Raw genomic sequence first — 22,368 nt, forward strand, 5'->3', positions numbered from 1 at the left:
AACAAATGTCTTTACATAAAAATTTCGTGACCGATGTATTGATTGTCGGGACAGGGCTTGCAGCAATCACGGTCGCACTCCACTTACCGGACAATCTGCGCGCATTACTCGTCACGAAAGGAACTAGAAGTGAGACGAACTCGATGCGGGCACAAGGGGGAATTGCTTCTTCGGCGCTCGAGGATGATCACGAGGCACATCGCGCAGATACAGTCCGCGCTGCAAAAGGATGGGTGAACCCTGAAGCCGTGGAGTTCGTAACACGCGAAGGAAGGACAGTGATTTCTGAACTCGAAGCACTGGGTGTCATCTTCGACCGTCAAGAGAATGGTGAGTACGCGGTTGGGCGTGAGGGAGCGCACGGTCTTCCGCGGATATTCCATAGCGGGGGTGACCAGACTGGGTGCCGGATGATGGAAACACTATCTGAAAAAATCACGCATCCAGTCCTTGAGCAGACCGTCATCACACAATTGTTAACGTCTGGCGGACGTGTCGTCGGAGCAGCAGGATATCGCGGCGAAGAGCGGATTGAAATTTCAGCACGTGCCGTCGTCTTGGCGACAGGAGGAATCGGCGGCCTTTTGTCGACTTCGACGAATGATACTACGATCACCGGAGACGGATTAGCACTTGCTGCTGCCGTCGGGGCAAACTTGTCTGATTTAGGGTACGTCCAACACCATCCAACGATTTTAGTCCACCATGGAAAATCCGTTGGCTTAATCACAGAAGCGTTGAGAGGTGCGGGAGCATACTTAATGACGCGCGATGGTCACCGTGTGATGGACAATCATCCGGAAGGGGACTTAGCGGCACGGGACGAAGTGGCGGCTATGATCACGGCAGTCCGAAAACAGGAATCGGTTTACCTCAACACGACACCGGTCAGACAGTTGGCGGAACGATTCCCGACATTCGCTCGAAAATGTGAAGAATTGAACATAAATCCGGAGCTTGTCGAGGTGACGACCGGCGTCCACTTTTTAATGGGCGGAATCGAAACGGATCTTGCCGGACGAACATCAGTCGCTGGTTTGTACGCAGTCGGAGAGACAGCATCAATCGGATTACACGGCACGAATCGTCTTGCTTCGAACTCTTTGCTCGAATGTTTTGTGATGGGAAAAGCCGTGGCACGGCAGTTGCAGCTCGCACCTCGGAGGGCACTACCTGCATTCCGACCGGTCTTTGGATGTGAGGATGATGTTTTACAGGAGAAGTTGAGTGAAGTCTTAACGGTTGAACTTAAAGAAGACCGTCTTCAAGCCACCCTTGAGCAATTAATGAGCGAGTCGGTTCAGCAAACGGGGCGGCAGGCGGAACAAAATCGATTACACATCATGACGGGACGTCTCCTCCTCGAAGGAGCATTACGTCGATTAAAAGAGGAGCGACAAACGAATGAACAGATGGCACCTGCAGCAACAACTTGAAGGATTTTTAATCGAGGATATCGGACATCAAGACATCACGAGTGAACTTTGTCTGACTGGACACGAGCAAGGGACGGGACGATTCCTTGCGAAAGAGGATGGCATCTTTTGCGGCGTCGCCGTGTTGCGTGAGCTTGCACGATTGCTAGAGGTGACATTCATTCAACAGGTTGAAGATGGACAAGCAATCAAGCGGGGACAAGTTCTTGCGGAATGGACGGGCGACTTGCGTTCAATTCTGAGCGGAGAACGGGTAGCGCTTAATTTGATTCAACGGACGTCAGGTATTGCGACATTGACACGCAGTGCTGTTGACCGGGCAGACGGACGAATTCGCATCGCGGATACACGCAAGACGACACCAGGTCTACGGATGCTTGAAAAACATGCTGTTCGCGTCGGTGGTGGCTTCAATCACCGGGGGCGTCTAGATGACGCCGTGATGATTAAAGATAACCACATCACGGCAGCAGGGTCGATCACGGAGGCAGTCAAACGGGCAAAACGCGCCGTCGGGCATACGACGCCGATCGAAGTCGAAGTCGAGACAGAAGCGGAAGTCAACGAAGCGATCAAAGCCGGTGTCGACATCATCATGCTCGACAACCGAACACCTGCAGAAATCAAACGGTTCCGTCAAGCGATTCCGTTGGCGATAACAGTCGAACTGTCCGGTGGCGTGACGCTTGAGACATTGCCGAGGTATTGCGACGTCGGCGCCGATTTCATTTCAATCGGGGCGTTGACACATTCAGCACCGGCACTCGATATCAGTATGAAAATTCAAGGAGGAAAAAAAGATGAGCTTTGATTTATTGGCGAATCAAGGGATTCCCGGACAGTACTTAGAAAAAACAGAGGCAGAATTAATAGCAATCATTGAAGGGGTCAAACACCGGATGGGCAGTCGGTTGTTTTTGCCGGCGCACCATTATCAAAAAGATGAAGTCGTCCAGTTTGCTGACGCAACAGGGGACTCGCTTCAACTGGCGCAAATCGCGAAACAGATGACGGAGGCCGAGTATACCGTTTTTTGTGGTGTCCATTTCATGGCGGAAACAGCCGATATGTTAACAGATGCTGAACATACGGTCGTCTTACCCGATATGCGTGCCGGCTGTTCGATGGCGGACATGGCGAACGGCTATCAAACGGAACGTGCCTATGCCTATCTCGTCAATCGGCTCGGTGACTCGATTTTACCTTTGACCTACGTCAACTCGACAGCAGAAATCAAAGCGTTCGTCGGACGCCATGGGGGAGCGACGGTGACTTCATCGAATGCTGCCAAGATGGTCGAATGGGCGCTTGCGGAACGGGATATTCTGTTTTTCCTGCCGGATCAACATTTAGGACGAAACACGGCGCATGCGCTCGGAATTCCGCTCGAACAGATGGCGGTCTGGGATCCGATCAACGATCAATTAGTATTTGATGGAGAAGACTCGGACATCCGTGTCATTTTATGGAAAGGGCATTGTTCGGTCCACGAAAAGTTCACGGTCGGTCAAATTGAACAGTTCCGGCTGACGGATCCGGCACGCCGGATTCTCGTCCATCCGGAATGCTCGTTTGAGGTCGTCGAAGCAGCAGATTTAAACGGTTCGACAGCGTATATCATCAATCAAGTGAAGCAGGCGGCAGCCGGCACGAAATGGGCGATCGGAACAGAGATGAATCTCGTCAACCGGTTGGCGAAGGATTTCCCGGAGCAAGATATCGTATCCCTCAATCCATTCATGTGTCCCTGCTTGACGATGAACCGGATTGATTTACCACACCTCGCCTGGTCACTCGAACAAGTCGAGCGTGGCACACCTGTCAACATCATCAGCGTCGATGCCGAGACGACGGAATATGCCGTCTTGGCACTGGAGCGGATGCTCGACCGATCATAAATCAGACAGCGCCTTGCCGATTAAACTCATCGGTGAGGCGTTTTTTGTCGGAAGAACATTTTGAAGCAAATCAGAGTTATATGCTACAATAGCACGAGAGTTTGTAATTGGATGGGAGCGTTCTAAATTGATAGAATTCGTACGCGGCGAGGTCGCTTATGTCTGTGCGGAATTCGTGACGATCGAAGTCGGGGGGATTGGCTACAAAATCGTAGCACCGAACCCGTTTTTTTATCGGACCGGAGACGAACAGGTTATCGTATATACGTATCATTATGTGAGAGAAGATCAAGAAGTATTGTTCGGATTCCGTTCACGACGCGAACGTGCATTGTTCACGAAATTGCTTGGTGTGACAGGAATTGGTCCAAAAGGGGCACTCGCAATCGTCGCGTCAGGAAATGTTGACGCGCTTGTCGAAGCGATTGAACAGGAGAAAGAAAGTTACCTCATCAAGTTCCCGGGCGTTGGTAAAAAGACGGCGAAACAGATGACACTTGATTTAAAAGGGAAATTAGCCGAGCTCGCTCCGGATTATGTACCGAGCGAAGGGCTGTTCGCTCAAAGTAATGCCGAGTTGAACGAAGCATGTGAAGCCTTGACGGCTCTCGGGTACAGTGACCGTGAAGTCGAAAAAGTCAAAAAGGCGCTTCAAGCCGAAGTGCTCTCGACGGATCAATATGTCAAGCGGGCCCTTCAGTTGTTATTGAATGTGAGGTGAGGACAAAATGGAAGAGCGGATTTTATCAGAATCAGCCCATGCAGAAGATCAAGAAGAGTGGAGTCTACGTCCGCAAACACTTGATCAGTACATCGGTCAAGAGAAGGCAAAAGGAAACTTAAGTGTCTTCATCGAAGCGGCGAAGATTCGTCAAGAGACGCTCGATCACGTTCTGCTTTATGGCCCTCCTGGTCTCGGAAAGACGACACTTGCGACGATCATCGCCAATGAGATGGGCGTCGGTGTCAAGACGACAGCAGGACCGGCAATCGAGCGACCGGGTGACTTAGCAGCAATCCTCTCGTCACTCGAACCGGGAGATGTCTTATTCATCGATGAAATTCATCGGCTCAGTCGTTCAATCGAAGAAATTCTGTATCCGGCGATGGAAGATTATTGCCTTGATATCGTGATCGGACAAGGCGAACTGGCCCGCAGTGTCCGGATTGACTTGCCACCGTTTACGCTCGTCGGTGCGACTACGCGGGCCGGGATGTTGTCTGCCCCGCTCCGTGACCGCTTCGGTGTGACACTGAAACTTGAGTATTACACGATGCCGGAGCTCTCAGCGATTGTTACCCGGACGTCACGTCTATTCGGATTTGAAGCAGACCGGATGGCGGCGGAAGCCATCGCGCTCCGCTCGCGTGGAACGCCACGGGTCGCCAATCGCTTATTACGCCGGGTGCGTGATTTTGCCCAGGTCGCCCATCAAACAGAAATCGATGCGACACTCGCGACGAGTGCACTCGACCGGCTCCATGTCGATGCGCTCGGACTGGATGATGTCGATCACCGGTTACTCCGTTCACTCGCTGAACGGTTTGCTGGCGGACCCGTCGGACTCGAAACGATTGCCGCAACGATCGGGGAGGACGCACAGACGATTGAAGACGTCTACGAACCGTACCTGTTACAACAAGGATTTTTACAACGAACCCCACGCGGCCGGGTTTTGACACCGTTCGCGCGGCAACATTTAGGATTGAAAGAAGGAAATTGACTCATGGATGTAAACTTATTTGATTTTCATTTGCCGGAAGAACAGATTGCCCAAGTTCCCTTACTCGATCGGACGAGCTCGAAGCTGATGGTGATTGACCGCGAGACGGGAGCGTTACGTCACGAACGGTTCCATGATATCGTCTCGCACTTCAATGCGGGCGACACGCTCGTCATCAATGATACAAAAGTCTTACCAGCCCGTTTGTTTGGTGTCAAAGAAGAAACCGGTGGAAAAATCGAGCTGTTGTTATTGAAGCAGACGAGTGATGATGTCTGGGAGACGCTCGCAAAACCAGCGAAACGTGTGAAGCCGGGAACGGTGATTACGTTTGGTGACGGCTTACTTAAAGCTGAATGCGTCGAAGCGCTCGACGATGGCGGACGAATTTTGAAGTTCTCGTATGACGGTATCTTTTATGAAGTCCTCGACGAGCTCGGGACGATGCCGCTTCCACCGTATATTCACGAGCAACTCGACGATCAAGATCGTTACCAGACGGTGTATGCGCGCGAACGCGGGAGTGCTGCGGCACCGACTGCTGGACTCCACTTCACACCGGAATTGCTGAAAGCATTGACGGATAAAGGCGTTACACTAGCACCGCTCACGTTACATGTCGGTCTCGGTACGTTCCGTCCGGTTTCGGTCGATGACGTCGACAGTCATAAGATGCATAGTGAATATTATGAACTGCCGGAAAGTTCAGCAGCAATTTTACGTGAGACACGAGCGCGCGGCGGACGGATCATCGCGGTCGGAACGACGTCGACGCGGACACTTGAGACAGTTATCCGTGATCATGGTGACTTCGTCGAAGCGACGGGCTGGACGGACATCTTTATTTACCCGGGGCAGGAAGTGAAGGCGATCGATGGTTTGATTACGAATTTCCATTTGCCGAAGTCGACGTTAATCATGCTTGTCTCCGCACTGTCGACCCGCGAACACATTTTACACGCATACGAAGAAGCCGTCGCAAACGGATACCGATTCTTTAGTTTCGGTGACGCGATGTTCTTAACAAGAGAGGAATTAAACCGATGACAAAACACGCAGTAACATACGAACACATTAAAACATGTAAACAATCAGGTGCGCGGTTAGGAATCGTCCACACGCCGCACGGTAGCTTTGAAACACCTGTCTTCATGCCAGTCGGAACGCAAGCGACGGTCAAGACGATGGCACCGGAACAAATCAAGGACATGAACGCAAACATCATTCTCTCGAACACCTATCATCTCTGGGTTCGTCCGGGGCACGACGTCATCAAAGAAGCAGGCGGTCTACACAAGTTCATGAACTGGGATGGCGCGATTTTAACGGATTCTGGTGGTTTCCAGGTCTTCTCACTCGCTGACCTCCGGAACATCACGGAAGAAGGCGTCCACTTCCGGAATCACTTGAACGGGGACAAGCTGTTCCTCTCACCGGAAAAAGCGATGGAGATTCAAAACGCACTCGGTTCAGACATCATGATGGCGTTTGACGAATGTCCGCCGTTCCCGGCGTCACACGAATACATGAAAGCATCGGTCGAACGGACAAGTCGCTGGGCAGAACGTTGCTTGACGGCGCATGAACGGCCGCAAGATCAAGCCTTGTTCGGGATCATCCAAGGGGGCGAGTACGAAGACTTACGTCGTCAAAGCGCACGTGACCTTGCATCACTCGACTTCCCAGGCTATGCCGTCGGTGGTTTGTCTGTCGGAGAACCGAAAGACGTCATGTACCGGGCGCTCGAATTCACGACGCCACTCATGCCGGAAGATAAACCACGTTACTTGATGGGTGTCGGATCACCGGATGCCTTGATTGAAGGGGCGATTCGCGGTATCGATATGTTCGACTGTGTCTTACCGACGCGGATTGCGCGTAACGGAACGTTGATGACATCAAGCGGCCGGCTTGTCGTCCGTAATGCGAAATATGCACGCGATTTCCGTCCGCTCGACGAAAAGTGTGATTGCTATGCATGTAAAAATTACTCACGTGCCTACATCCACCACTTGATTCGTGCCCAGGAAACGTTCGGTTTACATCTCTGTTCGACACATAACCTTCACTTCCTCGTCAAATTGATGGAGGGCGTTCGCCAAGCGATTCGAGAGGACCGTTTACTTGATTTCAAGGATGAGTTCTTCGAAGAATACGGTTATAATTTACCAAACGCAAAGAATTTCTGAGTTATCATCTGACAAATCAATCGTTTCAAGGTATAATGAACGTGATTTGAATGAAAAGGAGCTGAGTCAGATGCAACAACTAATCACATTCCTCCCGATGATTTTGATCTTCGTGGTGTTCTATTTCTTGTTGATTCGTCCACAGAACAAACGCCAGAAGCAAGTCCGTGAAATGCAAACGCAATTATCACGCGGCGACACGGTCGTTACAATCGGTGGACTCCACGGAGTCGTACAAAAGGTTGATGAAACGACAGTTACATTAAAATCAGGGAATTCCCAATTGACGTTCAATCGTAGTGCAGTCGCGGAAGTTACAAAAAAATCAACGACTGTCATGGACGACGAAACCGTCGAATAAGGCAAGAAAAAGACGCTTTCCGAATTTCGGAGCGTCTTTTCTGTCTTTATATGAGAAAAACGATTGCTATGATTACCAATTCTTATGTAAGCTAGGATAGGATACGAAAGTTGTCTGAAAATATACTGGGGTTTAGAGAAAGGACAATGTAGCATGGTTAAGAAAGGAAAACTAGCCACGTTCTTCATTATCGTCGCCGCATTACTCATCTTGATCGGCACGACGTCGACATGGCTCTTGAAAGACACGAAACTCGGTCTTGATTTAAAGGGCGGGTTCGAAGTGTTGTATGAAGTTCAACCCTTAAAAGAGGGGGATGTCATCGATGATACAGCGATGAGCGCGACGTTGACGGCAATCGAAAACCGTGTCAACGTTCTCGGTGTATCGGAGCCGGACATCCGAATCGAAGGGAAAGACCGGATTCGTGTACAACTCGCGGGTGTCAAAAACCAAAGCGAAGCACGTCAGATTCTATCTTCGACAGCCGAGTTATCATTCCGTGATATCGACGATAAGCTGTTGCTTGACGGATCGGATTTAAAGGCGAAGGGTGCGAAAGTCGGATATGATCCGAATACGAACGAACCACTCGTCGAATTAACATTGAAATCAAAAGAGAAGTTCTATGAAGTGACACAACAGATTTCGCAAAAACAAGCGCCGGATAATCGTCTCGTTATTTGGCTTGATTATGCGAAAGGTGACACGTACGAAAAAGAGATTCAAAAAGAAAATTCGAAAATTGTATCTGATGCGTCAGTCAATCAGCCAATCAACTCGGATAAAGCAATCATCTCGGGTGGCGATATCGACGCCGAGTACGGAAAACAATTGTCATCCATTTTAAATGCTGGGGCATTACCGGTTAAGCTTGATGAAATCTACTCGACATCAGTGTCGGCGGCATTCGGGAAAGATGCGCTTGATCAAACATTATTTGCATCAATGATCGGTGTTGCGGCAGTCTTCTTATTCATGTTGCTGTTCTACCGTGTATCTGGTTTCGTCTCAATCATCACGTTGTTGTTCTATATTTACCTCGTCATGATCTTCTTCAACGGAATCAATGCCGTCTTGACCTTACCGGGTATCGCGGCACTCGTCCTTGGAGTCGGGATGGCGGTCGATGCGAACATCATCACTGCAGAGCGGATTAAAGATGAGCTACGTAGTGGGAAATCTGTTTTGTCGGCATTCAAAGCCGGGAATCGCCGTTCATTCGGAACGATTTTAGATGCGAACTTAACGACGCTGATTTCAGCAGGTGTCCTCTATTACTTCGGAACGAGTACCGTCAAAGGGTTTGCGATCATGTTGATGGTTTCGATTGCCGTCACGTTCATCACGAACGTCTTCATCTCTCGTTACTTGATGCAACTTCTTGTCAGTAGCCGTTGGTTTGATAAGAAAAAATCATGGTTTGGCGTAAAGGAGAGTGAAATTCGTGAACTTTAATCCTACGAAATTCGATTATGTAAAACATCGCAAAGTCTACTTCACGATCACAATCGCTTTAGTTCTCCTGTCGGTTCTGTTGCTTTCATTCCGAGGCTTGAATCTCGGGATTGACTTCACGGAAGGGACACGGGTCGAAATTTCTTCGGAAAATCAAATCGAGGAAAGTGAAGTCCGGTCCGTCATTGAAGAAGCGGGAATCGACGCAAAAGAAATCGACGGGATTCAGTTCGCGCAAGGCGGTACGCTCGCGAACGTCACGTTCGTCGGTGAGTTCAGTCAAGAACAAGTCGCGGAAATGAACAAAACGATTGAAGCGAAATATGATAAAGCACCAAGTATTTCAACGGTCTCCCCACAAGTGGGTCGTGAGATCGCCCGAAATGCGATGTACGCTGTCTTGCTCGCTTCAATCGGAATTGTCATCTATGTCTCGTTCCGTTTCCAACCGACGTATGGAATCGCGACAGTGCTTGCTTTGCTCCATGATGCCTTGATGATCATCGCGTTCTTCTCACTCTTCCAAATCGAAGTCAACCTGTACTTCATCGCCGCCGTCCTGACGATTATCGGGTACTCGGTCAATGATACGATCGTGACGTTCGACAGGGTGCGTGAAAATTTAGGGCGTGCTGAAAAAGGCGGCAGAACCGTTTCGTTTGATGAATTATGCGACGTCGTCAACGAATCGATTCAGCAAACGATCATCCGTTCAATCAATACGGTCGTGACCGTCATCATGACGGCTGCCGCCCTCTATATTTTCGGAAGTGAAGCGATTCGTGGTTTCAGTCTTGCCTTGCTTGTCGGTTTGTTCATGGGGATGTATTCATCGATCTTCATCGCTGCGCAACTTTGGCTCGTCATGAAAAAACGCACATTAAAACAACCAAAACAAGCTTCATGAAGACAATCCGCGTTGGGTATCCCTGACGCGGGTTTTGTCTTATAATGGGGAAGTTGATTGGAGGGATTGGATGTATCATTCAAAAAAAACATGGCTCGACAAAGCAGTCGATCCGCTAAAAATAGACGAGCTGGTCGCGCAAGCGTCCGTCTCACCGAACGTAGCCCGTCTGCTAGTCCAGCGTGGTCTCGAGACGCCGGCGCAAGCAACGGCCTTTTTAGAAGCAGGACAAATGCCGTTCCACGATCCATTCCTGTTTCAGGATATGGAAAAAGTCGTCGCACGGATTAAAGAAGCTGCCGATCAAGGTGAAATGATTTTAATTTATGGGGATTATGATGTCGATGGTGTCAGTTCGGCTGCGATTTTGTGGCATGCGTTAACTGAAATCGGGGCAATGGCAGAATGTTATATCCCGAACCGGTTCACGGAAGGCTACGGACCGAATGAAGCGGCCTTCCGCTGGGCGGTCGAAGAAGGATTCGGATTAATCATCACGGTCGACTGCGGGATTTCAGGTATCAAGGAAGCAGCCGTCTTAAAAGAGTTAGGTGTCGACCTCATCATCACCGATCACCATGAGGCGAAAGAAGTTCTCCCGGACGCCTATGCGATGATTCACCCGGGTGTCGATCGCAACTATCCGTTCTCAAAACTCGCTGGGGCAGGTGTTGCCTTTAAAGTCGCACACGCACTGCTCGAACGTGTCCCGACGGAGTTGCTTGACCTCGCAGTGCTCGGAACGATTGCCGACTTAGTACCGCTCGTCGATGAGAACCGGTTGCTTGCGACAAAAGGAATTGAAGCGTTGAATGCAAGTGAGCGTCCCGGCATCTTGGCACTACGCCAAGTCTGTAGTTTGACGGAAGACGAACTGACGGAAGAATCGGTCGGGTTCGCATTCGGTCCCCGGATCAATGCGGCCGGTCGACTCGATTCCGCGATGCCGGCACTTGAGATGCTACTTACTGAGACACTCGAGGAAGCCGTCGTACTTGCGAACCAGCTCGACCAACAAAATAAACAACGGCAAGATATCGTCAAACAAATCGCGGAAGAAGCGACAGCACTTGTCGAAGAAAAATATCTAGAAGACCGTGTGCTTGTTGTTGACGCGGACAACTGGAACCCGGGTGTCGTCGGCATCGTCGCCTCACGACTTGTCGAGAAATATCACCGTCCGGTCATCATGCTTTGTCATGATGCAGAGAAGGGGACGGCGAAAGGGTCTGGTCGCTCGATTGCAGCCTTCGATTTATTTGCCGAGTTGACGCTATGTGAAGACATCTTACCGCATTTCGGTGGACACCCGGCAGCTGCCGGCATGACACTCTCGTCGGATGACGTCGTCACGTTACGTGAACGCTTGAATGCACAGGCTGCCAAACTACCGGATGAAGCCTTCATCGCGACGATTGAGATCGACTTGCGTCTACGCGTCTCTGACGTTTCAATCGGATTGATTGAGGAAATTGGTCGCTTAGCTCCGTTCGGTATGGGGAATCCGGCACCACGGATCGTCATCGAAGACGCTAAAATTCGGGACATGAAACGGATCGGCCGTGATTTGACCCATTTGAAGGCGCTCTTATCGGATGGAACGTCAGAGTTAGACGGGATTGGCTTCGGTTTCGGTGACGCGGTAGACGAAATTTCACTACTCGCTGAAGTCTCCTTGATGGGGAGTCTGAACATCAATGAGTGGAATGGTTTTCGGAAGCCGCAATTGATGATTCAAGATTTGGCTGTCGCCGATTATCAGTTATTTGATTACCGCGGTGGAAAAAAACCATTAACGGACATTTTTGAGTTGCCCCAAGAACAGACGACGCTCGTTGCGTTTTCGGACGAGACAAAACAAAAATATGCCGACCGTCCGCTGAATGGAGCGATTCATGAAAATATTGTGTTCCTCGACTTACCGGAGACGGAAGAAGCATTCTTACCGTACTTGAAACAGGCGGAGCGGATTTATTGTGCGTTTAAGGATGAAGGCTACTACTTCGAGGCGATTCCGTCGCGTGAAGACTTCAAGCATTACTTTAATTACTTCGCAAAATGTCCACGCGAAGAGTTGCGAATCGGACTCGTACGTTTGTCGAAAACAAGAAAATGGTCGAAACGTTCGATTAACTTTATGCATTCAGTGTTTTCGGAACTCGATTTTCTTGTTACAATGGAGGACGGGCTACCGGGTGTGAACCCTGACGCTGAAAAACGAGATTTGACGGAGGCCGCGACGTACAAGCGTCATGAAGAACGTCAACGTCTCGAGCAACAATACATTTATTCGTCACTCGCTCAGTTGAAAGAGCGTTTTGATACTTTAGTGGAAGCGGCGAAGCAGGAGGAAATGACATGGAGTTCAAACAGCATATAAAAGAGGTCGAGAACTGGCCGAAAGAAGGAATCAGCTTTAAAGACATCACATCATTGATGGAAAACGGTCCGGCTTACAAACAATCGGTCGATGCACTCGTCGATTACGCACGCAAGCAAGGGGCAGACGTTATCGCAGGACCGGAAGCACGTGGATTCGTCGTCGGTTGCCCTGCGGCATACGCGATGGAAATCGGTTTTGTGCCCGTTCGTAAAGAAGGCAAGCTCCCTCGTGAGACAGTCCGTGTCGAGTATGGTCTTGAGTACGGCAAAGATGTCTTGACGATGCACCATGATGCAATCAAACCAGGGCAACGTGTTGTCATCCTGGATGATTTGCTTGCGACAGGCGGGACGATTGAAGCAACGATCAAAATGATTGAACAACTTGGTGGTACGGTTGCCGGAATCGGTTTCTTGATTGAATTGGATGGACTTGGTGGACGTGAAAAATTAGCAGGTTACGATATTTTGTCATTGATTCGCTACGAAGACTAATGACAGGAATACTCTCCCGACGAACTTGTCGGGGGGGTATTTCTTTTTATTTTGACATCTTATAAAGATTTCACGATAATAGAAGATATATATTAGGGATTTAGGCGGAAGCAATCCCGGGGACTGGGTGAGGAAAAGGGATGACAAATAAACAAATCGTAAACGTAGAAGACCTTCTCGCTCGATGTGCGGAATACATGACAGAGGCAGAAGTGAACGATATTGAACGTGCCTACCAATTCGCAAAAGACGAGCATGATGGACAATTTCGTCGATCGGGTGAACCTTATATCATTCACCCGGTACAAGTTGCCGGGATTCTTGTCGACATCGGACTTGATGCCACGACGATTGTCGCAGCGCTTCTTCATGACGTCGTAGAAGATACAGACATCACGCTTGAAGAGTTGACGGAACGGTTTGGACCGGACGTCGCGATGCTCGTTGATGGTGTGACGAAACTCGGGAAAATTAAATATAAATCCAAACGTGAAGAGTTAGCAGAGAATCACCGGAAGATGTTCATTGCGATGGCAGAAGACATTCGTGTCATCTTGATTAAGCTTGCTGACCGTCTGCATAACATGCGGACCTTGCAACACATGGTCAAAGAAAAGCAAGTTCAAAAAGCGGAAGAAACACTCGAAATTTTCGCGCCGCTTGCACACCGTCTCGGGATTTCGACGATTAAATGGGAGCTTGAAGACATCAGCCTCCGATACATCAATCCACAGCAATATTACCGGATCGTCTCGATGATGAAACAAAAACGAACGGAACGTGAAGCGCTCGTTAATTCCGTCATCGGAGAGGTCAATGAAGTGTTGGATGAAGTACAGATTGCTGCTGAGGTCGACGGTCGTCCGAAACACATTTACTCGATCTATAATAAAATGCAAAACTCGAAAAAAGAGTTCAGTGAAATTTATGATTTAATGGCAGTCCGGATCATCGTGGATTCGATCAAAGATTGTTACGCGGTCCTTGGTATCATTCATACGCAATACAAACCGATGCCGGGTCGATTCAAAGATTACATCGCGATGCCGAAACCGAACATGTACCAGTCGCTGCATACGACCGTCATCGGACCGAAAGGGGAGCCGCTCGAAGTTCAAATTCGGACACGGGACATGCACTTCATCGCCGAGTACGGAATCGCCGCACACTGGGCGTACAAGGAAGGAAAAGAGCAAGAGGCGAAATCGGGCTTCGAAGATAAGATTGCTCATTTCCGTGAGATTCTGGAATTACAAAAAGATACAGCGGACGCGGAAGAGTTCATGGAATCCGTCAAAGTCGATTTCTTTAGTGATATGTTGTACGTCTTTACACCAAAGGGCGACGTCATCGAGCTACCGAAGGGCTCTGTCCCGATCGATTATGCTTACCGTATTCATACGGAGATCGGACACCGGACGATTGGTGCGAAGGTCAACGGACGGATGGTTCCAATCGATTATAAATTGAAAACGGGCGATATCATTGAAATCGTTACGTCTAAGCATAGTTACGGTCCAAGTAAGGACTGGTTAAAAATCTGTGTCTCGAGTCAAGCGAAAAATAAAATCCGTCAATGGTTCAAACGGCAACAGCGCGAAGAAAATGTCCTTAAAGGGCGCGAATTGATTGAAGCAGAAGTTAAAAAACTTGGTTTTGAACCGAAGGAAGTCATCACGGATAAAACACTCGAAGACGTCACGCGGAAGTTCAACTTCGGTCAAGAAGAAGACATGTACGCCGCAGTCGGTTACCATGGCTTGACGGCTGCCCAAGTCGCTCACAAATTGACGGAAAAGTTACGCAAAGATAAAGAATCTAAAAATCTTGAGTTGAATGACGCCATCAGTGAGATGAAAACATTTGACCGTCCGAAAAAACAAAATCCAGAAGGTGTGCGTGTCAAAGGCATCGACAATATGCTTGTTCGGATGAGTCGCTGTTGTAGCCCGGTTCCCGGGGACGACATCGTCGGTTATATTACGCGCGGACGCGGTGTGTCGATTCACCGTTCGGATTGCCTCAATGTTTTGAATGAACAAAATCCGGAACGCTTGCTCGAAGTCGAGTGGGAGCATGAAGGAAAGACGGTCAAGAGTTATAACGTCGAAATCGAAATCTCGGGGTACGACCGTGCGGGTCTACTCAATGAAGTATTGCAGTCTGTTTCAGCAACAAACACGAACATCGTTGCCGTCAGCGGTAAAGGCGATGACAGCAAACAAGCGAAGATTTCGATGACGATCGCGATCAATAACGTCAATCACTTACAAAAGGTCGTTGACCGGATTAAACAAATCTCAGACGTGTATGCAGTCCATCGCGTCATGATGACGTAAGGAGCGGATAGGATGAGAGTCGTTTTACAACGCGTCAAAGAAGCGAGCGTGACGGTCGACGGATCAATCATCGGTCAAATCGATCGGGGATTTTTATTGCTCGTCGGTGTCACGCATGAGGACACGCTCGATCAAGTCAATTGGTTAGCAGATAAAATTGCCGGGCTACGCGTGTTCGAGGATGAGGAAGAACGGATGAATCGTTCACTCGATGATGTCGACGGGAAGATTTTATCCGTCTCCCAGTTCACCTTATACGGAGACGTCAAAAAAGGGCGGCGTCCGGCATTTACCGAAGCCGCGAAGCCGGATCTTGCAAATGAACTTTATGAAGCTTTCAATACACGACTTCGCTCGAACGGTGTAACGGTCGAAACGGGACAGTTCGGTGCGATGATGGATATTGCCCTCATCAATGACGGACCGGTCACGTTAATTTTAGAAAAGTGACCAAAGTCTTGACAGGACTTCTGGAACGATGCAATATAAATGGTAATAGAACGATTATAGAACCGATGACGAAGAGGAGTAGTCCAAGACCTCGTCTGCTTAGAGAGTCGCCCCTTGGCTGAAAGGGTGATCAGATGAATTGGGTGAAAGACCCTTCCGAGGTATTTTCCTGAACACTGCAGTAGGGAAAATCGTAAGCAGGCGTTAACTGCACCGAGTGGCTGAATTTTTTCAGCAACCAGGGTGGTACCACGGGATCTTCAAGTTCTCGTCCCTTTGCGGACGAGGACTTTTTTGTATTCATTTTTAAGGAGGAATTAGGATGAAATTACCACGCGGTACGTTTGATATCCTTCCAGGGACGGTTGAACGCTGGCAGTATATCGAAAATCAATTACGTGAGATCAGTAAACGATACAACTATAAAGAAATTCGGACACCAATCTTTGAAGAAACAGAACTCTTCAAACGGGGTGTCGGAGAAACGACCGACATCGTTCAAAAAGAAATGTTCATGCTCGAAAAACGCGGAAAAGATCAATTTACGCTTCGTCCGGAAGGGACGGCAGCGGTCGTGCGTTCATTCGTGACGAACAAACTGTACGGAGCACCGAACCAGCCGACGAAATTGTTCTACATCGGACCGATGTTCCGTTATGAACGTCCGCAAGCAGGACGTTTCCGTCAGCTCCACCAGTACGGCGTCGAAGCACTCGGCAGTGAAGAACCGGCAATCGATGCAGAAGTCATCAGTCTCGCAATGAGCATCTACCGGTCATTCGGTCTGAAACAATTAAAACTCGTCATCAACTCGCTTGGTGATAGCGAAAGTCGTGCCGCGCACCGCGAAGCACTCGTCAATCACTTCAAGCCGGTCGCACACGAGCTGTGTCAAGATTGTCAAAACCGTTTAGAAGCGAACCCGTTGCGTGTCCTTGACTGTAAAGTCGACCGGAACCACCCGAGTATGGCGACGGCACCATCGATTCTCGATTTCTTGAACACGTCATCGAAAGATTACTTCGATCAAGTCTTGTCACACCTCGATGCGTTAGGGATTGAATATGTCATCGATCCAACACTCGTCCGTGGTCTTGACTATTACAATCACACGTCGTTTGAAATCATGTCCGAGGCAGAAGGTTTCGGTGCGATTACGACGCTTTGCGGCGGTGGACGGTATAACGGTCTCGTCGAACAAATCGGTGGACCTGCGACACCGGGGATTGGGTTCGGAATCGGAATCGAGCGTCTCTTGATGGCACTTGAGAATGAACAAGTCCTGCCGGAAATCGACGAGGCAATCGATGTCTTCATCGTCGCCCAAGGCAACGAAGAAGTCGAAAAAACGGCGACACGTCTTCTCCAATTGATGCGTCTCGAAGGACTCACGGCAGATCGTGATTATCTTGGTCGTAAATTTAAGGGGCAATTCAAGGCAGCAGACCGGATGAAGGCGCGGTATACGGTCATACTCGGTGATGAAGAAGTTGAACGTGGTGCCGCAGCGTTAAAAAATATGGAGACAGGCGAACAGACAGATGTTCCCTTGTCGGCGGTCGCAGATACGATCGTCGCAAAATTAAAGGAGGCAACACAATGATCGGACGCACACATATGAATGGACACGTGACGGAAGATGTCATCGGACAATCCGTCCAGCTAAAAGGATGGGTTCAAAAACGACGTGACCTCGGGGGCTTGATTTTCCTCGATCTTCGCGACCGGACAGGAATCGTCCAAGTCGTCTTCCAACCGGAAAACGAACAGGCACACCGCTTAGCAGAATCGATTCGTTCCGAGTACGTGCTTGATATTAAAGGGAAAGTCGTCCAACGCGAAAATCCGAACCCGAACATGCCGACGGGGCTCGTTGAAGTCGTTGCGGATGAAGTCGTCATTTTGAACGCTTCAAAAATGACGCCATTCCCAATCAGTGAAGAAGCAGAGCAAACGTCAGAAGATCTTCGTTTGAAGTATCGCTACCTTGATTTACGTCGTCCGTCGCTCCAAGAGACATTCCGCCTCCGTTCGAAAGCGTCGAACATCATGCGGAACTTCCTCGACGAACAGGACTTCCTCGAAGTCGAAACACCGATTTTGACGAAGTCGACACCGGAAGGCGCGCGTGACTATCTCGTACCAAGCCGTGTCCACCCAGGTGAATTCTATGCTTTGCCACAATCACCACAGTTGTTTAAACAGTTACTGATGGTATCTGGTTTTGAGCGCTACTTCCAAATCGCACGTTGTTTCCGTGACGAAGACTTACGGGCAGACCGTCAGCCGGAGTTCACACAAGTCGATATCGAAACGAGCTTCATGGACGTGGAAGACTTGTATGCGATGATGGAGTCGATGATGACACGTGTCATGAAAGAGACACTCGGAAAAGACATCGTGACACCATTCCCACGGATGCCATACGCAGAAGCGATGAGCCGGTTCGGTTCGGACAAGCCGGATACACGCTTCGGTCTCGAACTGATCGATGTTGCGGAAGCCGTCAAAGGGGCGGGCTTTAAAGTCTTCGACATGGCACTTGAAGCCGGTGGCGAAGTCAAAGCATTGAACGTCAAAGGGGCGGCAGACAACTTCTCGCGGAAAGACATCGATAAATTACAAGAGTTCACGGCCATTTACGGCGCGAAAGGTCTCGCCTGGGTCAAAGTGACTCCGGACGGCTTAAACGGACCAATTGCCAAATTCTTTGATGAAGTAGCGGCTGCCCGTCTTATCGCTGCGACGGAAGCAGAAACAGGCGACTTACTCGTCTTCGTCGCAGCAAAAGCGTCAATCGTTGCCGACAGCCTCGGCGCACTGCGTCAAAAACTGGCGAAAGAACTTGGTTTGATTGACGAAACGGTCTTTAACTTCCTGTGGGTGACGGACTTCCCGCTCGTGACATTCGAAGAAGAAGACGGTCGTTTCTATGCGAACCACCATCCATTCACGATGCCGCGCCGCGAAGATCTTGATAAACTCGAAACGGACCCGGGCAGCGTCCTTGCCGTCGCCTATGACCTTGTCTTGAACGGATATGAGTTAGGTGGCGGATCGCAACGGATTTATGAGCGCGATATCCAAGAGCGGATGTTCAAATTACTTGGTTTCACGGAAGAAGAGGCGAACGAACAGTTCGGTTTCTTGATGGAAGCATTTGAATACGGCACACCACCGCATGCTGGAATTGCACTCGGACTTGACCGCTTAATCATGTTACTCGCGGGACGGACAAACTTACGCGATACGATCGCTTTCCCGAAAACGGCGTCGGCGAGCGACTTATTGACTGCAGCACCGAGCCCGGTCTCGGACGCACAATTAAATGAGTTGTCAATCCGGACGGCTGTCAAACAATAATCATCACAACAGACTTTCTTCCTCTTTTGGAAGGGAGTCTGTTTCTTTTAGTTGAATTGGTTTTGACTAATTCAAGATTCTGATTTCCGTAAGAGTGATTGGAAGAATAGGAGGGGACAGCAATGGAACGGAGTTTTTTTGAACGATCGCCGCTTGAGGTCGGCAAAGACTTGATTGGAAGTGTGCTGACGGTTGATGACGTCACGATGCGAATCGTCGAGGTCGAAGCGTATCTCGGACCGTACGATCAAGCTGCACATTCTTACAGTGGCCGCCCGACGAAACGGACGGCACCGATGTTCGGTGAAGCAGGGCATCTCTATGTCTACTTCACTTATGGTATGCATCATTGCTTAAATTTCGTCTGTGGAGACGTTGGACAAGGGTATGCCGTTTTACTGCGTGGGGCGGAAATCATCTCAGGTCATGAGATCATCGCCTACCGTCGATTTAATAGATCGTATCACGAACTGACAAAAGCTCAACTCAAAAACTTAGTCAACGGACCGGCGAAGCTTTGTCAGGCCTTCGGGTTAACGACTGCAGAGTCGGGAGAAGATTTGTATCAAGAACGGTTCCGGCTCGTTGCGGGTCAAGCCGGACAAATCATCGAGACGACACGAGTCGGGATTCCGAATGCCGGTGAAGCGACACACTATCCGTGGCGGTTTTATGAAGAGGGAAGTCTTGGTGTCAGTAAAAAATGACAACAAAAAAGACGCGAGGGACGATGAAGTTCGTCGCGTCTTGACGTTTTATTTAGGGGTGTTCGTCGTTTTTTTAGATTGTTGTTGTTTATAAAACTTATAGACGATTGGTCCAACTGTCGTCGCGAGCGTGATTAACGTTCTTAATTTTCCTTTTTTAGCCATCTGCCTGTCACTCCTTACACCGTTTTGTATTAATTATATTCCACGAAAACAAAAAGCTGAAACCTTTTCGGCATATTGCAGAGTAGGCGAATCACGAAATCCTTGAGATGGTGAAACTAGACGAGTGGAGAGGAGACGAGATGATGAGTGGAATCGTATGGTAACGTGCTGATTTACGTGTCGATGATCACGAAGCCTTAGCACAGGCACGGCAGGCACATTCGACGGTCAAAGCTGTTTTTGTTCAACAACCGTTAAATACGAGACGATTTGAACGGGGACATGCGCAACTGAAATTTGAGCGTGAAACGTTACAGACGCTTCAGGAAGAGTTAGAACGACTCGGAATCGAGTTAACGATTTTAACCGGGGACGTCAGCGAACAGTTGGGACGGTTTATGAAGCCGGGAGACGTCGTTTATTTTCATCGAATGACAGGGTATTACGAGTTAATTGATGAGCAGGCAGTGCTTGCACAATTCACGGCACGCATCTACGAAACACAGACGTTGTACCGCCGTGAACAAATCGGTAGCGATAAATTGGCGCATGTCTTTTCGGCCTTTCGAAAGAAAGTCGAGCGGTCGGGTCATTTTGAACAACCAATCGCGCTTGAATACCCTAGGGCTGCTATTACGTTACCCGCTTATGACTCAGATGCTGCGTTTCCCTTTGAAGGAGGCGAGATGACCGGGAAAGCAAGATTAAAAGCGTATCTGGAAGGACCCGTTTTTACGTATAAGGAAACACGGAATGGTTTCGGTCGGGATGATTCCTCCAAATTATCGGCCTGGTTAGCGAACGGTTCCTTATCCCCACGTCGGGTCATGGCAGAACTTCAAAACGCGGAAAGACGCCATGGTGCTAATGAATCGACATACTGGTTGTATTTCGAGTTACTTTGGCGCGACTTTTTTCATTTCACGATGCGTGAGACAAAGAACCGATTATTTCTTGCACACGGATTAGGAGAAGGGAGTAAAGTCTGGCCGACGGACGAGTCAGTCATTTCGATGTGGATCGAAGGACGAACCGGGCAACCGTTCGTAGATGCCTTCATGCATGAATTTCGAGAAACAGGATGGATGTCGAATCGTGGGCGGCAAATTACTGCGAGTTATTTGATTCATGAGCTTGGACAGGACTGGCGCGTCGGGGCGTCATACTTTGAAAGCCAACTGATCGATTATGACGTCGCTTCAAATTACGGTAACTGGGCTTATATCGCAGGTGTCGGAAACGCGACTCGAATTCCACGCTTCAATCCTACTTTTCAGCAGCAAATGTATGATCCGACAGGCGCCTTCACGAAGCGTTGGACATCACGCTGAGCCGTTAAAAAAATATCATTTTTTTAGAAGCAGATTGAGTTGCAATTCGGTTAGGGGAATGCTATATTAAATGCAACAGATGGGGTTCCTGAGATGTACGAGAGCCGCCTTTTATCTTTGAGCCACTCTTTTTTGATAGGGAGTTTGACGTTCCAACTAGTAGTACATGCCTCGTAACACAGCAGGAGGACGTACGAATAGGAATCGGATAAGACACCCACCTGCACAGCAGGTTCAAAAATAAGGTATCGACACGGCACTTCGGGTCCCATCGTCTTTTTATTAAAATTAAAAAACGTTTTAAAAAAGACACGTCGCATGACGTTTTTTTTTATGATATAATTCCGAGTAAAACAGTATGAGAATTGTGAGGTTAGAGAAATGTTGCATCAATTTTCACGTAATGAATTAGCAATCGGTAAGACGGGACTTGAAGCATTGGCATCAAAGTCTGTCGCTATCTTAGGAATTGGCGGCGTCGGATCGTTTTCAGCAGAAGCACTGGCACGGAGTGGTGTCGGACGATTGATTCTCGTCGATAAAGATGACATCGATATCACGAACGTCAACCGGCAAATCCATGCCTTGCTCCCGACCGTCGGACAGCCGAAAGTCGATGCGATGGCAGATCGTTTGATGTTGATTAATCCCGACATTGAAATCGTCCGTCTGAAGATGTTTTACAATGAAGAAACGTACGAATCCTTTTTTGAACAACAACCGGACTATGTCATCGATGCATCAGATACTGTCTCGTTCAAGATTCATTTAATTAAAGAGTGTAAACGACGAAACATTCCAATCATCTCGAGTATGGGGATGGCAAATAAAATGGATCCGACACGGATTAAGATCGTTGACATCAAAGACACGACATATGATCCGTTAGCGAAAGTCATTCGGACACGTTTACGCAAGGAAGGGATCCATAAAGGGGTTCCTGTCGTCTTCTCGGATGAACCACCTGTCAAAATCATCGAAGAAGTGCGTCAAGTCGTCGGAAATGACGAAGCGGTTATTCGAAAAGCGAAGATGCCCCCAAGTTCGAACGCATTCGTTCCATCAGTCGGTGGTTTGATTGCAGCAAGTCACGTCATCAATGAGATCGTTCGCGAAGCAGGCGTTACGATTGAACGCGTCCGTTAAAAAAAGCGACCACTTCG

Annotated in this window: 16 protein-coding genes, 1 other RNA gene, 2 pseudogenes and 1 other annotated feature; all 19 genes and pseudogenes read left to right on the top strand. The window is 49.0% G+C overall.

The window, feature by feature from the left end; translation table 11 throughout:
- Positions 1–5: 5 nt before the first annotated feature.
- Entirely contained in the window at positions 6–1,436 is a 1,431-nt protein-coding gene (locus KNP99_RS06785; protein ID WP_215193129.1) for an L-aspartate oxidase, read from the top strand.
- A complete protein-coding gene (gene nadC / locus KNP99_RS06790) occupies positions 1,405–2,247 on the top strand; it encodes a carboxylating nicotinate-nucleotide diphosphorylase (RefSeq protein WP_215193130.1) in 843 nt (280 codons plus the stop codon). The genes KNP99_RS06785 and nadC overlap by 32 nt, the downstream gene beginning before the upstream one ends.
- The gene (gene nadA / locus KNP99_RS06795) at positions 2,237–3,334 is read left to right on the top strand and encodes a quinolinate synthase NadA (protein WP_215193131.1); all 1,098 of its coding nucleotides are present in this window, start codon (positions 2,237–2,239) and stop codon (positions 3,332–3,334) included. The genes nadC and nadA overlap by 11 nt, the downstream gene beginning before the upstream one ends.
- A gap of 127 nt (positions 3,335–3,461) precedes the next feature.
- A complete protein-coding gene (gene ruvA, locus KNP99_RS06800; protein WP_029331039.1) occupies positions 3,462–4,055 on the top strand; it encodes a Holliday junction branch migration protein RuvA in 594 nt (197 codons plus the stop codon).
- Positions 4,056–4,062: 7 nt separating this feature from the next.
- Complete coding sequence (ruvB, locus tag KNP99_RS06805; protein WP_088837524.1) at positions 4,063–5,058, top strand: Holliday junction branch migration DNA helicase RuvB; 996 nt, start codon at positions 4,063–4,065, stop codon at positions 5,056–5,058.
- Positions 5,059–5,061: 3 nt separating this feature from the next.
- Positions 5,062–6,105: a tRNA preQ1(34) S-adenosylmethionine ribosyltransferase-isomerase QueA gene (queA, locus tag KNP99_RS06810; RefSeq protein WP_088837523.1), complete on the top strand. Its 1,044-nt coding sequence runs from the start codon at positions 5,062–5,064 to the stop codon at positions 6,103–6,105.
- Positions 6,102–7,247: a tRNA guanosine(34) transglycosylase Tgt gene (gene tgt, locus KNP99_RS06815; protein ID WP_088837522.1), complete on the top strand. Its 1,146-nt coding sequence runs from the start codon at positions 6,102–6,104 to the stop codon at positions 7,245–7,247. Before queA ends, tgt begins: the two co-directional genes overlap by 4 nt.
- Before the next feature lie 70 nt (positions 7,248–7,317).
- Positions 7,318–7,608: a preprotein translocase subunit YajC gene (gene yajC / locus KNP99_RS06820; RefSeq protein ID WP_029331035.1), complete on the top strand. Its 291-nt coding sequence runs from the start codon at positions 7,318–7,320 to the stop codon at positions 7,606–7,608.
- A gap of 153 nt (positions 7,609–7,761) precedes the next feature.
- Positions 7,762–9,973 (top strand): annotated as a pseudogene (gene secD, locus KNP99_RS15310) (protein translocase subunit SecD).
- Positions 9,974–10,043: 70 nt separating this feature from the next.
- Entirely contained in the window at positions 10,044–12,353 is a 2,310-nt protein-coding gene (gene recJ, locus KNP99_RS06835) for a single-stranded-DNA-specific exonuclease RecJ (protein ID WP_215193132.1), read from the top strand.
- The gene (locus KNP99_RS06840; protein ID WP_029331033.1) at positions 12,332–12,850 is read left to right on the top strand and encodes an adenine phosphoribosyltransferase; all 519 of its coding nucleotides are present in this window, start codon (positions 12,332–12,334) and stop codon (positions 12,848–12,850) included. Before recJ ends, KNP99_RS06840 begins: the two co-directional genes overlap by 22 nt.
- Positions 12,851–12,990: 140 nt before the next feature.
- Positions 12,991–15,189 carry a RelA/SpoT family protein gene (locus KNP99_RS06845; protein WP_214807267.1) on the top strand — a complete coding sequence of 733 codons (2,199 nt, stop codon included), beginning with the start codon at positions 12,991–12,993 and terminating at the stop codon, positions 15,187–15,189.
- Positions 15,190–15,201: 12 nt separating this feature from the next.
- A complete protein-coding gene (gene dtd / locus KNP99_RS06850; protein ID WP_215193133.1) occupies positions 15,202–15,639 on the top strand; it encodes a D-aminoacyl-tRNA deacylase in 438 nt (145 codons plus the stop codon).
- A 56-nt stretch (positions 15,640–15,695) separates the two neighbouring features.
- Positions 15,696–15,918, top strand: a binding site (T-box leader).
- A 43-nt stretch (positions 15,919–15,961) separates the two neighbouring features.
- Positions 15,962–17,242, top strand: a complete 1,281-nt coding sequence (gene hisS, locus KNP99_RS06855) for a histidine--tRNA ligase (RefSeq protein ID WP_088837518.1) — start codon at positions 15,962–15,964, stop codon at positions 17,240–17,242.
- The gene (gene aspS, locus KNP99_RS06860; RefSeq protein ID WP_088837517.1) at positions 17,239–19,002 is read left to right on the top strand and encodes an aspartate--tRNA ligase; all 1,764 of its coding nucleotides are present in this window, start codon (positions 17,239–17,241) and stop codon (positions 19,000–19,002) included. Before hisS ends, aspS begins: the two co-directional genes overlap by 4 nt.
- A 122-nt stretch (positions 19,003–19,124) precedes the next feature.
- Positions 19,125–19,709 carry a DNA-3-methyladenine glycosylase gene (locus KNP99_RS06865; protein WP_088837516.1) on the top strand — a complete coding sequence of 195 codons (585 nt, stop codon included), beginning with the start codon at positions 19,125–19,127 and terminating at the stop codon, positions 19,707–19,709.
- 341 nt (positions 19,710–20,050) lie between these two features.
- Positions 20,051–21,205, top strand: a pseudogene (locus KNP99_RS06870) (DASH family cryptochrome); the annotation flags it as partial.
- 82 nt (positions 21,206–21,287) lie between these two features.
- A non-coding RNA gene (ssrS, locus tag KNP99_RS06875) (6S RNA) lies at positions 21,288–21,477 on the top strand.
- A 109-nt stretch (positions 21,478–21,586) separates the two neighbouring features.
- Positions 21,587–22,351 carry a tRNA threonylcarbamoyladenosine dehydratase gene (locus tag KNP99_RS06880; RefSeq protein ID WP_088837514.1) on the top strand — a complete coding sequence of 255 codons (765 nt, stop codon included), beginning with the start codon at positions 21,587–21,589 and terminating at the stop codon, positions 22,349–22,351.
- Positions 22,352–22,368: the final 17 nt, after the last annotated feature.

Source organism: Exiguobacterium sp. s95, assembly GCF_018618655.1.
Lineage (GTDB): Bacteria > Bacillota > Bacilli > Exiguobacteriales > Exiguobacteriaceae > Exiguobacterium_A > Exiguobacterium_A oxidotolerans.

What these genes read in the sequence shown, in the direction of transcription:
- KNP99_RS06785 (WP_215193129.1), top strand. Translation starts at nt 6, where the DNA reads ATGTCTTTACATAAAAATTTCGTGACCGATGTATTGATTGTCGGGACA.
- nadC (WP_215193130.1), top strand. Translation starts at nt 1,405, where the DNA reads ATGAACAGATGGCACCTGCAGCAACAACTTGAAGGATTTTTAATCGAG.
- nadA (WP_215193131.1), top strand. Translation starts at nt 2,237, where the DNA reads ATGAGCTTTGATTTATTGGCGAATCAAGGGATTCCCGGACAGTACTTA.
- ruvB (WP_088837524.1), top strand. Translation starts at nt 4,063, where the DNA reads ATGGAAGAGCGGATTTTATCAGAATCAGCCCATGCAGAAGATCAAGAA.
- queA (WP_088837523.1), top strand. Translation starts at nt 5,062, where the DNA reads ATGGATGTAAACTTATTTGATTTTCATTTGCCGGAAGAACAGATTGCC.
- tgt (WP_088837522.1), top strand. Translation starts at nt 6,102, where the DNA reads ATGACAAAACACGCAGTAACATACGAACACATTAAAACATGTAAACAA.
- yajC (WP_029331035.1), top strand. Translation starts at nt 7,318, where the DNA reads ATGCAACAACTAATCACATTCCTCCCGATGATTTTGATCTTCGTGGTG.
- recJ (WP_215193132.1), top strand. Translation starts at nt 10,044, where the DNA reads ATGTATCATTCAAAAAAAACATGGCTCGACAAAGCAGTCGATCCGCTA.
- KNP99_RS06840 (WP_029331033.1), top strand. Translation starts at nt 12,332, where the DNA reads ATGGAGTTCAAACAGCATATAAAAGAGGTCGAGAACTGGCCGAAAGAA.
- KNP99_RS06845 (WP_214807267.1), top strand. Translation starts at nt 12,991, where the DNA reads ATGACAAATAAACAAATCGTAAACGTAGAAGACCTTCTCGCTCGATGT.
- dtd (WP_215193133.1), top strand. Translation starts at nt 15,202, where the DNA reads ATGAGAGTCGTTTTACAACGCGTCAAAGAAGCGAGCGTGACGGTCGAC.
- hisS (WP_088837518.1), top strand. Translation starts at nt 15,962, where the DNA reads ATGAAATTACCACGCGGTACGTTTGATATCCTTCCAGGGACGGTTGAA.
- aspS (WP_088837517.1), top strand. Translation starts at nt 17,239, where the DNA reads ATGATCGGACGCACACATATGAATGGACACGTGACGGAAGATGTCATC.
- KNP99_RS06865 (WP_088837516.1), top strand. Translation starts at nt 19,125, where the DNA reads ATGGAACGGAGTTTTTTTGAACGATCGCCGCTTGAGGTCGGCAAAGAC.
- KNP99_RS06880 (WP_088837514.1), top strand. Translation starts at nt 21,587, where the DNA reads ATGTTGCATCAATTTTCACGTAATGAATTAGCAATCGGTAAGACGGGA.